This is a genomic window from Pseudomonas sp. RL (assembly GCF_000647775.1).
GTDB classification, from domain to species: Bacteria; Pseudomonadota; Gammaproteobacteria; order Pseudomonadales; family Pseudomonadaceae; genus Serpens; species Serpens flexibilis.
In genome coordinates this window covers 19,984-34,855 of sequence record NZ_JBOY01000032.1, presented here as the reverse complement: position 1 = coordinate 34,855, position 14,872 = coordinate 19,984, and the positions used below count along the sequence as shown (strand labels likewise).

The 14,872-nt window shown below is 66.7% G+C and carries 12 protein-coding genes; 7 read left to right on the top strand and 5 right to left on the bottom strand.

The annotated features are described in order from the left end of the window. A partial coding sequence (locus AS93_RS0106500; protein ID WP_027589858.1) for a methyl-accepting chemotaxis protein occupies positions 1 to 1,224 on the bottom strand: 1,224 nt, incomplete at its 3' end. Positions 1,225 to 1,428: 204 nt separating this feature from the next. Between AS93_RS0106500 and AS93_RS0106495 the strand changes: the two genes are divergently transcribed. Beyond that, a complete protein-coding gene (locus AS93_RS0106495) occupies positions 1,429 to 2,367 on the top strand; it encodes a DMT family transporter (RefSeq protein WP_027589857.1) in 939 nt (312 codons plus the stop codon). 210 nt (positions 2,368 to 2,577) lie between these two features. Here the strand turns inward: AS93_RS0106495 and AS93_RS0106490 are convergent, their stop codons facing one another. Continuing rightward, positions 2,578 to 3,966 (bottom strand): class II fumarate hydratase, encoded by a 1,389-nt coding sequence (locus AS93_RS0106490; RefSeq protein WP_027589856.1) that lies wholly within the window; start codon positions 3,964 to 3,966, stop codon positions 2,578 to 2,580. A 184-nt stretch (positions 3,967 to 4,150) separates the two neighbouring features. Between AS93_RS0106490 and AS93_RS0106485 the strand changes: the two genes are divergently transcribed. From AS93_RS0106485 to AS93_RS0106460, 6 genes are all read left to right on the top strand, one after another. Continuing rightward, positions 4,151 to 4,450, top strand: coding sequence for a BolA/IbaG family iron-sulfur metabolism protein (locus tag AS93_RS0106485; RefSeq protein WP_027589855.1), 300 nt, complete (start codon positions 4,151 to 4,153; stop codon positions 4,448 to 4,450). 84 nt (positions 4,451 to 4,534) lie between these two features. Beyond that, positions 4,535 to 5,164: a DsbA family protein gene (locus AS93_RS0106480; protein ID WP_027589854.1), complete on the top strand. Its 630-nt coding sequence runs from the start codon at positions 4,535 to 4,537 to the stop codon at positions 5,162 to 5,164. Beyond that, positions 5,157 to 6,935 carry an ABC transporter ATP-binding protein gene (locus tag AS93_RS0106475; RefSeq protein WP_027589853.1) on the top strand — a complete coding sequence of 593 codons (1,779 nt, stop codon included), beginning with the start codon at positions 5,157 to 5,159 and terminating at the stop codon, positions 6,933 to 6,935. Before AS93_RS0106480 ends, AS93_RS0106475 begins: the two co-directional genes overlap by 8 nt. A gap of 361 nt (positions 6,936 to 7,296) precedes the next feature. Further along, positions 7,297 to 8,481 carry an acetate kinase gene (locus AS93_RS0106470; protein ID WP_027589852.1) on the top strand — a complete coding sequence of 395 codons (1,185 nt, stop codon included), beginning with the start codon at positions 7,297 to 7,299 and terminating at the stop codon, positions 8,479 to 8,481. Between the two features lie 109 nt (positions 8,482 to 8,590). Continuing rightward, a complete protein-coding gene (gene pta / locus AS93_RS0106465; RefSeq protein WP_027589851.1) occupies positions 8,591 to 10,714 on the top strand; it encodes a phosphate acetyltransferase in 2,124 nt (707 codons plus the stop codon). Positions 10,715 to 10,908: 194 nt separating this feature from the next. Next, positions 10,909 to 11,190 carry a hypothetical protein gene (locus AS93_RS0106460; RefSeq protein ID WP_139182045.1) on the top strand — a complete coding sequence of 94 codons (282 nt, stop codon included), beginning with the start codon at positions 10,909 to 10,911 and terminating at the stop codon, positions 11,188 to 11,190. Between the two features lie 21 nt (positions 11,191 to 11,211). Here AS93_RS0106460 and AS93_RS19905 read toward each other — a convergent pair whose 3' ends face one another. The 3 genes from AS93_RS19905 to AS93_RS0106445 form a co-directional block, all read right to left on the bottom strand. Beyond that, entirely contained in the window at positions 11,212 to 13,116 is a 1,905-nt protein-coding gene (locus AS93_RS19905) for an acyltransferase family protein (RefSeq protein WP_051587361.1), read from the bottom strand. A gap of 17 nt (positions 13,117 to 13,133) precedes the next feature. Next, positions 13,134 to 13,982, bottom strand: coding sequence for a sialate O-acetylesterase (locus tag AS93_RS0106450; RefSeq protein ID WP_027589849.1), 849 nt, complete (start codon positions 13,980 to 13,982; stop codon positions 13,134 to 13,136). A gap of 182 nt (positions 13,983 to 14,164) precedes the next feature. Next, positions 14,165 to 14,842 (bottom strand): TorF family putative porin, encoded by a 678-nt coding sequence (locus AS93_RS0106445; RefSeq protein ID WP_027589848.1) that lies wholly within the window; start codon positions 14,840 to 14,842, stop codon positions 14,165 to 14,167. Positions 14,843 to 14,872: the final 30 nt, after the last annotated feature.

Below are 14,872 nucleotides of genomic sequence, written 5' to 3'. Positions count from 1 at the left end.
CGCCGCCTCGATGGCCGCGTTGAGGGCCAGCAGGTTGGTCTGGTCGGCGATGCCGCGAATCACGTCCACCACCGAACTGATGGTGGCGCTGGCGTCTTCCAGCTCGCCGATCACCTTGGCGGCGTGCTCCACCTCGCGGGCCAGGCTGTCGATCACCTGGATGCTCTGGGTGACCACCTGCTGGCCATGCTCGGCTTCGCTGTCCGCCTTCTCGGCGGCGTGGGCGGCGCTGGCGGCGTTGCTGGCGACGTCCTGCACGGTGGCGGACATCTCGTGCATGGCGGTGGCCACCTGGTCGGTTTCCAGGTGCTGGCGATGGATGCCGTCGCTGGTCTGGCGGCTGACCGCGGCGGTCTGCTCGGCGGCGGCGGCCAGTTGTTCCACGGCCTTGGACAGTTCCTTGAGGGTTTCCTGCACGTGGTCGGCCATCGTGTTGAAGGACGAGGCGATCTTGCCCAGCTCGTCACGGCCCCGGTAGGCGACGCGGTGCACCAGGTCGCCGTCGGCCAGACGCTTGCCGCCGCTCAGCAGGGCATCCACCGCCTGGCTGATGCCGCGCAGGGTGGCCCAGGCCAGGGCGATGACCAGCACCAGGGTGACCACCAGCACCAGGCTCAGCCAGAACAGCAGCGCCTCGAAATGGCGCTCGGCCGCGGTGTAGGCAGTCACCGCATGGATATGCAGGTTGTCGGAGAAGGCCTGCACCTTGTCGGAGGCCACCGCGAAGGTCGGTTGCAGCCTGTCCAGCAGCACGCCGTTGGCCTTCAGGTAATCACCGGCGCGCATCAGCTCCAGCACCGGCCGCACGCCTTGCTCCAGATAGAGGTTCAGGGTGCGCTGCATTTCCTGCGCCAGGGCGCGCTCCTGAGCGTCCAGGTTGTTGGCCAGCAGCGTTTGCAGCAGGGCCTGGATGTTGCGCTGGCTCTGCTCCACGGCGTTGAAGTGCATGCTCACGTCGTGGTTGTGCGCCTTCTCGTAGTCGCTTCCCGGCGCATGCTGCAGCGCCAGCAACAGTTGGGTGCGCGCATGGTGCATTTCATTGGTCATGCGGTTGAGCTGGTCGCTGGGCAGCAGGCCCTCGTAATACAGATGGGTCAGCTCGCGGTTACTGTCACGCATGCCGGTCAGGGAGAAACCGACCATCAGCACCATCAGCAGGCAGAGCAGGGAAATCAAGGCCACCAGCCGGACCTTGAGGGAAAATTGAGTAAGCCAGGTTCGCACGTCGGGACGCCTCGATTCTTGATTAACGTTAAGTTAAGGCATTTTGCTATCCGTGACATGCTTCACGTCAAAAGGTCTAAGGCTTTGATTGCAAAAGGCGGCTAGGCGCTAGGGGGAATTTCGAAAGCGCACTAACGAATAGGGCGCCGGGCCACTAGAATGCACTCCCTCCCTTTCGTTCTCTGTTGTACGCCGAGGTCCTTCATGCACGTTTCTTCCGGTCGCTGGCTGTATGGCCTGTCCCTGGCGATGGTCACGGCCGTGCTCTGGGGTATTCTGCCGATCAAGCTCAAGCTGGTGCTGCAGACCATGGATCCGGTCACCGTCACCTGGTACCGCCTGTTCAGCTCCGGGCTGGTGCTACTGGTCTGGCTGGGCGCGCGCCGCCAGTTGCCGGCGTTTCGGCCACTGGGGCGCCGGGGCGGCATGCTGGTGGGACTCGCCATCGCCGGGCTGGTCAGCAACTACGTGCTGTACCTGATGGGGCTCAACCTGCTGAGCCCGGGTACCACGCAGCTGGTGATCCAGATCGCGCCCTTCCTGCTGCTGATCAGCAGCCTGTTCGTGTTCCGCGAGTCGTTCAGCGCCGGTCAGTTGCTCGGCCTGCTGGTGCTGCTGCTGGGCTTCGGGCTGTTCTTCAACCAGCGGCTCGGCGAGCTGCTGACTTCGCTGACCGACTACACCCTCGGCGTGCTCACCGTACTGGCGGCGGCGGTGGTGTGGGTGGTGTACGGGCTGGCGCAGAAGCAACTATTGAGTCAGTGGTCATCCTTCCAGGTGATGATGGTGATCTATCTGGGCTGCGCGCTGCTTCTGACGCCCTGGGCGTCGCCGGCCCAGGTGCTAGAACTGGATGCGCTGCAGTTCTGGCTGCTGGTCGCCTGCTGCCTGAACACGCTGATCGCTTACGGTGCCTTCGCCGAGGCGCTGGCCCACTGGGAAGCCTCCCGGGTCAGCGCGGCGCTGGCGCTGACGCCGTTGATCACCTTCGCTGGCGTGGCATTGGCGGCCATCTGGTGGCCCGCCCATGTGATTCCCGAGCAGCTCAATCTGCTCGCCTACGGCGGCGCGCTGCTGGTGGTGGCGGGCTCGGCGGTGGCGGCGCTGGGGCACCGGCGGAGGAAGGCGCTCACAACCCCGTAGGGTGGACAACGTTTTCCTTGTCCATCATCGCGCCGGCCCCGCGCGCCTGTGGCGCGTTGGTGGATCGGTGAAGCGCGATCCACCCTACGTCTGGGCCGCCCTGTAGGGTGGACAACGTTTTCCTTGTCCACCATCGCGCCGGGCCGGCGCGCGACTGTGGCGCGTTAGTGGATCGGTGACGCGCGATCCACCCTACGTCTCCGTGTGTTCCTACTGTCCCGGCTCCAGCATCTGCTCCGGGCGCACCCAGGCGTCGAACTGTTCGTCGGTCAGGTGGCCAAGGGCGAGGGCGGCTTCGCGCAGGGTGATGCCCTCGGCGTAGGCCTTCTTGGCGATTTCCGCCGCCTTGTCGTAGCCGATGTGCGGGTTGAGGGCGGTCACCAGCATCAGTCCGCGTTCCAGGTGGGCGGCCATCTGCCGGGCATCCGGCTCCATGTCGGCCACGCAGTGGCGGTTGAAGTTGCGGCAGCCATCGGCCAGCAGGCGGATGGATTGCAGCAGGCTGTGGATGATCACCGGCTTGAACACGTTCAGTTGCAGGTGCCCCTGACTGGCGGCGAAGCCGATGGTTACGTCGTTGCCGAGTACCTGGCAGGCCAGCATCGACAGCGCCTCGCACTGGGTGGGGTTGACCTTGCCGGGCATGATCGAGCTGCCCGGCTCGTTGGCCGGCAGGCGTACCTCGGCGAAGCCGGCGCGCGGGCCGGAGCCGAGCAGGCGCAGATCGTTGGCCAGCTTCATCAGCGCCACGGCCAGGGTCTTCAGCGTGCCGGCCAGGGTCACCAGCGGCTCGTGGCCGGCCAGGGCGGCGAACTTGTTGGGGGCGCTGACGAAGGGCAGGCCGGACAGGGCCGCCAGCTCGGCGGCGATGGCGTCAGCGAAGCCCTTGGGGGCATTCAGACCGGTGCCCACCGCGGTGCCGCCCTGGGCCAGTTCGCAGACGGCCGGCAGCGCAGCGCGAATGACCTGCTCGGCATGATCCAGCTGGGCGACGAAGGCCGACAGCTCCTGGCCGAAGGTGATCGGCGTGGCGTCCATCAGGTGCGTGCGCCCGGTCTTGACCAGCTGGGCGTGGCGCAGCGACTGCTCGGCGAGGCCGCCGCGCAGCTCGGCGATGGCCGGCAGCAGGTCCTGCTGCACGGCGCGCACGGCGGCCAGATGCATGGCGGTGGGAAAGCTGTCGTTGGAGCTCTGCGAGCGATTGACGTGGTCGTTGGGGTGCACCGGGCTCTTGCCGCCGCGCTGGCCGGTGGCGATCTCGTTGGCGCGACCGGCGATCACCTCGTTGACGTTCATATTGCTCTGCGTGCCGCTGCCGGTCTGCCAGACCACCAGCGGAAACTGGTCGTCGTGCTGGCCGTCCAGCACTTCGTCGGCGGCCTGCTCGATGAGTCGGGCGATGTCCGTGGGCAGGTCGCCAATGCGGCAGTTGACCCGTGCCGCCGCCTTCTTGATCAGCGCCAGGGCATGCACCACCGGCAGCGGCATGCGTTCCTGGCCAATGGCGAAGTTGATCAACGAGCGCTGGGTCTGCGCGCCCCAGTAGGCATCCGCCGGGACGTCCACGGCTCCAAGGCTGTCGGTTTCGGTACGGCTCATCGGGTGTCTCCCTTGTGATCATCAGGGGTTAGGCCGGCCCGGTGGGTGCGGGTTCCCCTGCGTGGCAGGTAGCCATTATGGCGTATTGGCGCAATGACCACACGGCGTGACGGGTTGAGCCGGACGGCGGCGAGGCGCAAAATCGCGCCCCGAACCCCCCGTCCCCTGTCGGCAGGTAACCCGAATGAACATGCGTGAGCGTATCCAGGCTGCGCTGGCGGCGCTGCAGCCCCAGCATCTGGAAGTCCTCGACGAGAGCCACATGCACCATCGTGGCGAGGAAAGCCACTTCAAGGTGGTGATGGTCAGTGAACAGTTCGCCGGCCTGAACGCGGTCAAGCGTCACCAGAAGGTGTACGGCGGCCTGGGCGAGCTGATGGGCCAGTTCCACGCGCTCGCATTGCACACCTACAGCCCCGACGAGTGGGCGGCTCAGGGCAGTGCGCCGGCCTCGCCGACCTGCCGGGGCGGCGGTCTGCACTAGTCACTACGCTGTCGGGGGTTGGCCCCCTTCGTTCTTTACTTTCCTCGAGCTGCCCCGGCAGCCCATCCGCGTCAGGAGACTCCAATGGCCCGGCTGGTCTATGTCATGGATCCCATGTGTTCATGGTGCTGGGGTTTCGCCCCGGTGGTGGAGGCGCTGGCCGGACAGGCTCGCCAGGCCGGCGTGGCGCTGCACCTGGTAGCGGGCGGCCTGCGCCGCGAATCCCGGGTGATGGATGAGCGGGGACGTGCCCGCATCCAGTCGCACTGGCAGGCGGTGCATGAAGCGACCGGCCAGCCCTTCGACCTGAGCGGCGGCCTGCCGGACAACCTTGTCTACGACACCGAACCGGCCTGCCGCGCACTGGTCACCGCGCGCAGCCTGGCCGACGGCTGCGCCAGCCGTTTGCTCGGGCTGATCCAGCGGGCCTTTTATGTCGAGCGCCAGGATGTGACCCGTCCCCGCGTGCTGGTCGAACTGGCCGAGCAGGCTGGCCTCGACCGCCAGGCCTTCGCCGAGGGCTTCGACAGCCAGGCGCAGCGCCAGGCCACCGAGGCGGACTTCGCCTGGGCGGAAAACCTGGGCATCGCCGGCTTTCCGACCCTGCTGGCCGAGCGCGATGGCACCTATGCGCTGCTGACCAACGGCTACCAGCCGCTGGATAGCCTGGCGCCGTTGCTCGATCGCTGGCTGGAGCGGGGCGTGCGTGGCTGACCGGCTGACCTGGGCCGATATCCGGCGCCTGGCGCTGGGGCACCGCAAGTCGCTGTTGCTGGCCAACCTGTTCGCCGTGCTCGGCACCCTGTGCAGCGTGCCGATTCCGCTGCTGCTGCCCTTGCTGGTCGACGAGGTGCTGCTCGGCCAGGGCGGCGCTGCCCTGCAGTTCATGGACCGCTGGCTGCCAAGCGGCTGGCAGGTGGCGGCCGGCTACATCGGCCTGATGCTGTTGTTCAGCCTGTCGCTGCGCCTGTTCGCCCTGGTGTTCAACGTGCTGCAGGCGCGGCTGTTCGCGCGGCTGTCCAAGGACATCGTCTACCGCCTGCGTGCCCGGCTGATCGAACGCCTCAAGCGCATCGCCCTCGGCGAATACGAAAGCCTCGGCGGCGGTACCGTCACCGCGCACCTGCTTACCGATCTGGACACCCTGGACAAGTTCGTCGGCGAAACCCTCAGCCGTTTCCTGGTGGCGCTGCTGACCCTGGCCGGCACCTCGGCGATCCTGTTGTGGATGCACTGGCAGCTGGCGCTGCTGATCCTGCTGTTCAACCCGCTGGTGATCTACGCCACCGTGCAGCTGGGCAAGCGCGTCAAGCAGCTGAAGAAACTGGAAAACGACAGCACTGCGCGCTTTGCCCAGGCGCTCAGCGAAACCCTGGATGCCATCCAGGAAATCCGCGCCAGCAACCGCCAGGGCTTCTTCCTCGGCCGGCTCGGCCTGGCAGCCCGCGAGGTGCGCGACCGGGCGGTGGCCACCCAGTGGAAGACCGACGCCTCCAACCGGGCCAGCGGCCTGCTGTTCCAGTTCGGCATCGATATCTTCCGCGCCGCCGCCATGCTCACCGTGCTGTTCTCGGACCTGTCCATCGGCCAGATGCTGGCGGTGTTCAGCTACCTGTGGTTCATGATCGGCCCGGTGGAGCAACTGCTCAGCCTGCAGTACGCCTTCTATGCCGCCGGCGGCGCGCTGGCGCGCATCAACCAACTGCTGGCGCGGGCCGACGAGCCCCACTATGCCGGAGGCCAGGACCCGTTCGCCGGACGGCGCACGGTGGGCATCGAGGTGCGCGGGCTGAGCTTTACCTACCGTGACGAGCCGGTGCTGGACCGTCTCGACCTGAGCATCGCCCCCGGTGAAAAGGTCGCCATCGTCGGTGCTTCCGGCGGCGGCAAGAGCACCCTGGTGCAGCTGCTGCTCGGCCTCTACACGCCGCAGGCGGGCAGCATCCGCTTCGGTGGCGTGGCGCTGGAGGACGTCGGCCTGGAGCGGGTGCGCGAGCACGTGGCCGTGGTGCTGCAGCATCCCTCGCTGTTCAACGACACAGTGCGCGCCAACCTGTGCATGGGCCGCGAGCGCAGCGACGCCGAGTGCTGGCGGGCGCTGGAGGTGGCGCAGCTGGCCGACACCGTGCGCCAGCTACCCGACGGGCTGGACAGCGTGGTCGGGCGTTCCGGCGTGCGCCTGTCCGGCGGTCAGCGCCAGCGCCTGGCCATTGCCCGCATGGTGCTGGCCGACCCGAAGGTGGTGATTCTCGACGAGGCCACTTCGGCCCTCGACGCGGCCACCGAGTACGCCCTGCACCAGGCGCTCGGGCGCTTCCTGGACGGGCGCACCACGCTGATCGTCGCCCACCGCCTGTCGGCGGTGAAACAGGCGGACCGGGTGCTGGTCTTCGACGGCGGGCGGATCGCCGAAGAGGGCGATCACCAGCGGCTGATCGCCGAGGGTGGGCTATACGCCAAGCTCTACGGCCATCTGCAGCACTGAGCCGTCGTGCGGCAACTGGCCGCAGGCGGCGCCGGTGAGCCGTTAAGCTGGATCAAGGCAGTCGCGCCGACTTTCCCCTAAAACAGCCTCAACGGGCCGCAAGCCGCGTTTCTGACGGGCTCGTGGCCGGTTGACCTGCGCGCGCAGCATTCACGTTCGTGGCTAACTGCTTGAAATTCCAAGCGGGCTGTGTGCGATTCAGCTTCGACTAAAGGGGAACTGCCTCACGGGGAGGTGCGTGACAAGATTCCGGCACACCCCTGATTCAGTCCAGGCTTCCACAAGAACGCCGGACGCCCCAAACCCATAAATCCAATTAGGCGTGGCCCTCGGGTCAGGTCGAATGAGTTCAGGAAGTCGTATGCCCGCCCGCAATATTCTGGTGATCAACTGCGGTAGTTCGTCGCTCAAGTTTGCCTTGGTCAATGAAAGCCAGGACACCTTCCCGCTGCAGGGTCTGGCCGAACGGCTCGGCAGCCCGGAAGCGGTCGTCCAGTGGCAGATCGGAGACACCAAGGAAACCCGTCAGATTCCGAACGGTGCCCACCGTGAGGCGCTGGAAGCGATCCTGCCGCTGGCCCAGGAAGTCGCCGGCGGGCAGCTGGACGGCATCGGCCACCGCGTGGTGCACGGCGGCGAAGACTTCACCGCCTCCTGCCTGATCGACGACGCCGTACTGGAAGGCATCCGCGCCAACGCCCAGCTGGCGCCGCTGCACAACCCGGCCAACCTGATCGGCATCGAAGCGGCCAGGGCGCTGTTCCCCGGCCTGCCGCAGGTGGTGGTGTTCGACACCGCGTTCCACCAGGCCATGCCCGATTACGCCTACCGGTACGCGGTGCCGGAGTTCCTCTACAAGGAACACGCGGTGCGTCGCTACGGCTTCCACGGCACCAGCCACCGTTTCGTCAGCAAGCGCGCCGCCGAGATGCTGCAACTGCCGGTGGATGACAGCTGCTGGCTGGTCGCCCACCTGGGCAACGGCTGCTCCACCTGCGCGGTGGTCAACGGTGAGAGCCGTGACACCAGCATGGGCCTGACGCCGCTGGAGGGCCTGGTGATGGGCACCCGCAGCGGTGACGTCGACCCGGCGCTGCACATCCATCTGACTCGCACCCTGGGCTGGACCATCGAGCAGGTGGACAACATGCTGACCCGCGAGAGCGGCCTGAAGGGCCTTTCCGGGCTGTCCAACGACATGCGCACCTTGCACGAGGCGCTGGAAAGCGGCCACGCCGGCGCCACCCTGGCCTTCGAAGTGTTCTGCTACCGCCTGGCCAAGTCGCTCGCCGGCATGGCCTGCGCCCTGCCGCAGGTCAACGGCCTGGTGTTCACCGGCGGTATCGGCGAAAACTCCGCCGCCGTGCGGGCCCGCACCATCGAGCACCTGAAGGTCTTCAACTTCGCGGTGGATGCCGAGGCCAACGCCCGGTGCACCCGGGGTGTCGCCGGCCAGATCCAGGCCGAAGGCAGCCCGCGCATCCTGGTGGTGCCGACCAACGAGGAGCGCCAGATCGCCCTCGATACCCTGGAACTGCTCGACTGATCGTCTGACGTGCCGACCGAAAACCCGATAGCCAGTGGCATCGGGTTTTCGTCATCTGGTCCACGCTTTTTTGCAGCAGAGGCATTTTCCTGCCTCCGAAGGAGACTCCATGCATACGCTGTTTCTCGCCCCCACCGGTTTTGGCGGCGGTCTCAACTCGATCAGCCTGGGGCTGGTCCGCACCCTGGAGAAGGCCGGCCTGAAGGTCGGTTACTTCAAGCCGATTTCCCAGCCATTCCCGGTCGACCAGGGCCGTGAACGCTCCTGCCTGCTGGTGGAGCGCACCCTGCAGCTGGAAGTGGCCGAGCCGATCAGCCTCGAGCAGGCCGAGCGCCAGCTGGCCAGCGGCGACGTGGATCTGCTGCTCGAGGACGTGGTCAGCCGCTTCCAGCAAGCCTCGGCCGGCAAGGACGTGGTGGTGGTCGAAGGCATGGTGCCGACCCGCGAGTCCAACTACACCCTGCGCCTGAACAGCCAGCTGGCCAAGAGCCTGGACGCCGAGGTGATCCTGGTCGCCGCCCAGGGCCGCGACAACCTGCAGCGCATGGCCGAGCGCATCGAGATCCAGGCCCAGCTGTTCGGTGGCATCAAGGAGCCCAAGCTGCTCGGTGTGATCCTCAACAAGGCCGAGGGCGAGCAGGGCCTGGCCGAGCGCCTCAAGGAATTTCTGCCGGCGCTGGGTGGCAAGGACTTCCGCCTGCTGGGCGCCATTCCCTTCAATGCCGAGCTGAACGCGCTGCGCACCCGCGACATCGCCGAGCTGATGGGCGCCAAGGTGCTCAACGCCGGCGAGGCGGAGCAGCGTCGCGTCACCGACATCGTGCTGTGTGCGCGCACTGTGCCGAACATCGTGCCGCTGCTGCAGAACGGCGTGCTGGTGGTCACTCCCGGCGACCGCGACGACGTGATCCTGGCCGCCAGCCTGGCCTCGCTCAAGGGCGTGAAGCTGGCCGGCCTGCTGCTGACCAGCGACTTCGCCCCGGATGCCCGCATCCTCGACCTGTGCCAGTCGGCACTGGACGGCGGCCTGCCGCTGCTCTGCGTGGCCAGCAATTCCTACGACACCGCCACCACGCTGCACGGCCTGAACCGCGAAACCCCGGCCGACGACATCGAGCGCGCCACCCGCGTCACCGAGTACATCGCCGCGCACCTGGACGCCGACTACCTGCGCGGCCATGTCAGCGCCCCGCGTGGCGAGATGCGCCTGTCGCCGCCGGCGTTCCGCTACCAGCTGGTCAAGCGCGCCCAGGACGCCAACAAGCGCATCGTGCTGCCCGAAGGCAGCGAGCCGCGCACCATCCGCGCCGCCGCTATCTGCCAGGAGCGCGGCATCGCCCGCTGCGTGCTGCTGGCCAAGCCTGACGAAGTCGCCCGCGTGGCGGCCGAGCAGGGCGTCAGGCTGCCGGCCGGTCTGGAGATCCTCGATCCGGACAGCATCCGCAGCCGTTACGTCGCGCCCATGGTCGAGATGCGCAAGAGCAAGGGCCTGACCCCGGAAATGGCCGACGAGCAGCTCAAGGACACCGTGGTGCTGGGCACCATGATGCTCGCCCTGGACGAAGTGGACGGCCTGGTTTCCGGCGCTATCCACACCACCGCCAACACCATTCGCCCGGCCCTGCAGCTGATCAAGACCGCACCCGGCTACAACCTGGTGTCCTCGGTGTTCTTCATGCTGCTGCCCGACCAGGTGCTGGTCTATGGCGACTGCGCGGTGAACCCGAACCCGACCGCCACCGAGCTGGCGGAAATCGCCCTGCAGAGCTCCGAGTCGGCCGTGGCCCTGGGCGTGCATCCGCGCGTGGCGATGATCAGCTACTCCACCGGCGATTCCGGCAGCGGCGCGGAAGTGGACAAGGTGCGCGAAGCCACCCGCATCGCCCGCGAGCGTGCCCCGGGCCTGCCGATCGACGGCCCGCTGCAGTACGACGCCGCCTCGGTGCTCAGCGTCGGCAAGTCCAAGGCGCCGAACAGCCCGGTCGCCGGCCAGGCCACCGTGTTCATCTTCCCGGACCTGAACACCGGCAACACCACCTACAAGGCGGTGCAGCGCAGCGCCTCGGTGATCAGCGTCGGTCCGATGCTGCAGGGACTGGCCAAGCCGGTGAACGACCTGTCGCGCGGCGCGCTGGTGGACGACATCGTCTTCACCATCGCCCTGACCGCCCTGCAGGCCGCCGCCCTGGATGCCCAGAAAGCCAAGGCCAAGGGCGAACTGATCGACGCCTGACGGTTTGCGACCTGACCAGCCCCGCTTCGGCGGGGCTTTTTTTTGCGTTAACGGGCGTGGCTTCGCGTGCTGCAAGGCAGCCGCACCGCCCTCGATAGACAAGGTGCCAGCCAGTGAGTAGCTTAAGGCCATCATTCAGGGATGGTTGTGCCGCGCATGGAAAGACTGCGGTGACCGTGTTCGAGGAGCAGTGCATGAACACCACGAAACTCAGTTCCCTCCTGTTCAAGGCTGGCGTAGTGGTAACCATGGTGGCGGTGGTCTGGTGGGGCCTGACCTACGGGCAGATGGCCGTGGACCTGGGCACCGGTTTCAACAAGGCGCTGACCTGCCTGTTTGCCAGCGGCGGCATGTGCGGCTTCACGGGCAGCCTCTCTGCGCTGGGCGGCGGAACGCCCTATGAGCCGCTGGTGTTCTGGCTGGGTGTCGCATTGCTGGCCGCCGGGCTCGTGCTGGGTTTCCTGCGCAAGCGCTGACTACCCACCCGGTCCGGGCTGTCACGGGAAGTACCGGTTGCTGATCTCTTCGGGCGAGGCGGTGGACAATACGTGCCGGGCCAGGCGCTCGGCGCCATACACCGAGAGGTGGTTGGAGTCCCGGTACCAGGGCGTGCCGTTGTCATCCAGGTGATTCAGCTGTAGCCCGGAGCGGGTGACCTCCCGGAACGGATCGATGAACTTGGTGCCCAGCCGGCGGCTGTAGCGCTCCAGGGTTTCGTTTTCCTCCCGGAAATCCGCCAGTGCGCGCACCTCGATGGGCCGGCTGCCCAGGCCGAACAGGCGCGCATGGTTGGCGACCTTGTCGATGTCCACGTTGAAGCGCGGCATGCTGCCCACCAGCAGGATGGGGCGTCCCAGGGATTGCAGGCGCTGCAGGTATTCGCCGATGGCCATGGCGTAGCGCGAGGCGGACACCTGGTTCAGGCTGCTCCAGGCCTGCACCAGGATGAAGCCGTCGTACTCCCGTTCATGCTCGAACACGTAGTTGTAGACGCTCAGGCACTTGCGCTCGCGGTCGTGCGGGCCGCAGCCGCCGCTGGCGGCCAGGTCGACGCGGATGCCCGCCGCGCGTCCCAGGGTGTCGTAGAACTTGAAGTAATGCTCGGCGTAGGAGTTGCCGATGATCAGGTAGCGGCGCAGGCTCTCCCGGTCGCCACCCGGGCAGCCAAGGCTGACGAAATCCGGACACTGCTGCTTGTCGATGGAGTTGAACGCCAGCCGGGCCGGCGCCGCGTCGGTATCCAGGCGAAAGGGCGCGCCGTGGCTCAGGAAGATTGCGCCGAACAGCAGCGCGCCCAGTGCGTTGGGTACTGCACAGAACCGCACGAAAGCCGGGCGGAACCCCAGCCGGGCATTCTTGATCGGCGTTTCGATGAAGCGGTAGGAGACCCAGGCCAGAGCAAAGGCTGCCGCCACGATGAGCAGCGCCTGGGCCGGCGCAATGCGAAAGCCGCCGTCGCCGAAGTCGAACAGGTAGCGGGTGAAGGACACCAGCGGCCAGTGCCACAGGTACAGCGAATAGGACAGCAGCCCGATGCCCACCAGGGGCTTGCACGCCAGCAGCCGGTATACGGGCCCCTCGCGTCCGCCGGCGAGCAGGATGGCGGTGGCCAGGCAGGGAATCAGCGCCGTGAAGGAGGGGAAGGGCAGGCTGGCGTCGTGCAGGACCAGGCTGGCCAGCAGCACCAGCAGGGCGGGCGCGGTAAGGCGAGCGTCCAGCGGCGGCAGGCGTCCTTCCGCCTTGAGCACCGCCAGGCCGGCGCCGATCAGCAGCTCGAAGGCGCGGGTGAACACGCTGTAGTAACTCCACTTGGCCAGGGTGCTGTCGCCCGACAGCCAGCTGGCGCCGGTTACCGACAGCAGCGCCAGTCCCAGCAGCACCGGCAGCAGCAGGCGCCGTCGCCTGGCCGGCTCGGGGAGCAGTGCGAACAGTCCGAACAGGATGACCGGCCAGATCAGATAGAACTGCTCTTCCACCGCCAGCGACCAGGTGTGCAGCAGCGGCCACTGCTCGGCGTCGGTGGAGAAATAGTCGCCCTGGCGCAGCGCGTAGTTGAGGTTGGACACGAAGAACAGTGACGAGAAGGCCGACACCGCGTACTTCTTGAAGTCGTAGGGCAGCATCACCAGGAAGGCCACCAGTGTCACGCCCGTGAGCATGAACAGGTAGGCCGGCAGGATGCGCTTGATGCGCCGGCGGTAGAACTCCGCCCAAGAGAACTGCCCGGTGGACATCTCATTGAGCAAGATCGAGGTGATCAGGAACCCGGAAATGACGAAGAAGATGTCCACGCCCAGGAAGCCACCCGGCAGCCAGCGGTGGTCGAGATGGAAGACGAACACGGCGAGCACGGCCAGCGCCCGCAGGCCGTCGATACTGGGGTTGTAAGCGTTGGCTGCCATGCGCTGAAGGCTCCTGGTCAGTTCTCCGATGCCTGGATCAGGCTCTGCACCCAGAGCGTCGCGGCGGCATCCAGTCCCTCCGCGGAGAAGTGACAGCGGTCCGGCAGCCGGTAGCGGGGCTCGATGAGGGTGTCGGTGTTGGGCCCGCGCAGCACGCCGGGCAGTTCGCGGATCAGTCGGTCCTGCACGGCCAGCAGCTGTGGGTCCACCGAATTGCCGCAGTAGGACGCCTGCGCCAGGTAGAGCGGGGCGGTGATGCCGTCACGCCGCAGCTGTTGTTCGAAGGTCAGGAACGCCCGGCGGTAGTCGCCGGCCTGGCGGTGCCGATGGTTGGCTTCGCCCTGGTGGACGAGAATCGCGTCCACACGCCCCAGTTGCTGTTGCAGGGCGGCGTATTCGTGCACCAGGTAGTCGTAGTAGGGCGGTCGGCTCAACTGCTCGAGGGTCTTGCCGTTGGCGCCGGCCAGGGCGAAGACCGCGCCGGCGTAGGCGGTCTGCTCCACCAGCCGATCGCCCACCCGTCCCCACACGCTGCCCTGCTGACCCTGCCCGCCCAGGGCGGGGTCCTCATAGCGATACAGCACGCCGTTGTGGAAATTCAGCACGTTGTGGCGCGGCACGTAGCCGATCTGCCCCGAATTGACCGAGTTGGACTGCCCGTAGGTCAGGAAGATGGCGTAGCCGGCGGTGTCCAGGCCGAGCACCGTGGCGCGGCCGCTGGCGTTGGAAAAGCGCGAGGCATCCTGCACCAGCAGACCCTTGAAGCGGTACAGCTGCGGGCTGTTGAACACGAAGAACAGGGCAACGGCGTTGGTTGCCAGCAGCAGGCCGATGATGGCCAGGTAGCGGGGATGGGCGCTGCGCATATCGGCGTTCCGTGCGGTCGGGCGCCACGACACGGCTGCGCTTTCGGGATCAGGTTGTCTGATCGTCGGGGAGGGGAAAAGTTTGGCCGGAAGCGGGCAACAGGGGAGTGGCCAAACAAAAGCGCCGCCCCGGAGGGCGGCGCTTGTCTAGATATCCGGCCCGCGAGGGCGGGATAGCAGGCTTACAGGCTCTTGGAGATGGAGAAGATGAAGTGGTCGTCGTTGCCATCGATATCGTTGCTGGCGTAGGTCAGGCCCAGGTCCAGGCCAGCCAGGGTCTTGCTGACGCCCAGGCTCCAGTCGACGTAGTCGTCGCCGGCTTCTTCGTTGTCGTCGAACTTGGTCTGGCCGACCGAGGCGGACAGGCCGAAACCGGCCGGCAGTTCCAGATCGTAACCGACGTAGTAATACAGCTGTTCGGTAGCGTCGGTACGGTACTTCACACCGACGGTGGCACCGTAGGCACTGAGGCTACCCAGGTACTCCACGTCATCTTCCCAACCAGTGCGCGGGTAGGTGTAGGTGGCCACGGAGACATCGAAGGACACATCTTCGGTGAGGTTGCCGCCGTAACCGAGGTAGTAATCGATCTCGACGCCAGCGCCCTTCTCCTGCATGTCATCCATGCTGGAGCCCCACATGCCGATGTACAGGCCGCTTTCGTGGGCGATATCCAGGCTGCCCTGGATAGTGCCGGCGCCGCCATTCAACGAGGTGCCACGGGACACGTAGTCAGTAACGAATGTGGCGGTCATGCCCACATCGAACTTGCCCACCGGGCTGTCGACGGACTCCGCGAAGGCCGCACCGCTCATGACTGCCGAAGCTACTGCAACTGCGAGGGAAAGTTTCTTAAGCATGCTCTTGCTCCATGTCGCTTAGTTATTTGA

What these genes read in the sequence shown, in the direction of transcription:
- AS93_RS0106495 (WP_027589857.1), top strand. Translation starts at nt 1,429, where the DNA reads ATGCACGTTTCTTCCGGTCGCTGGCTGTATGGCCTGTCCCTGGCGATG.
- AS93_RS0106490 (WP_027589856.1), bottom strand. Translation starts at nt 3,966, where the DNA reads ATGAGCCGTACCGAAACCGACAGCCTTGGAGCCGTGGACGTCCCGGCG.
- AS93_RS0106485 (WP_027589855.1), top strand. Translation starts at nt 4,151, where the DNA reads ATGAACATGCGTGAGCGTATCCAGGCTGCGCTGGCGGCGCTGCAGCCC.
- AS93_RS0106480 (WP_027589854.1), top strand. Translation starts at nt 4,535, where the DNA reads ATGGCCCGGCTGGTCTATGTCATGGATCCCATGTGTTCATGGTGCTGG.
- AS93_RS0106470 (WP_027589852.1), top strand. Translation starts at nt 7,297, where the DNA reads ATGCCCGCCCGCAATATTCTGGTGATCAACTGCGGTAGTTCGTCGCTC.
- pta (WP_027589851.1), top strand. Translation starts at nt 8,591, where the DNA reads ATGCATACGCTGTTTCTCGCCCCCACCGGTTTTGGCGGCGGTCTCAAC.
- AS93_RS0106460 (WP_139182045.1), top strand. Translation starts at nt 10,909, where the DNA reads ATGAACACCACGAAACTCAGTTCCCTCCTGTTCAAGGCTGGCGTAGTG.
- AS93_RS19905 (WP_051587361.1), bottom strand. Translation starts at nt 13,116, where the DNA reads ATGGCAGCCAACGCTTACAACCCCAGTATCGACGGCCTGCGGGCGCTG.
- AS93_RS0106450 (WP_027589849.1), bottom strand. Translation starts at nt 13,982, where the DNA reads ATGCGCAGCGCCCATCCCCGCTACCTGGCCATCATCGGCCTGCTGCTG.
- AS93_RS0106445 (WP_027589848.1), bottom strand. Translation starts at nt 14,842, where the DNA reads ATGCTTAAGAAACTTTCCCTCGCAGTTGCAGTAGCTTCGGCAGTCATG.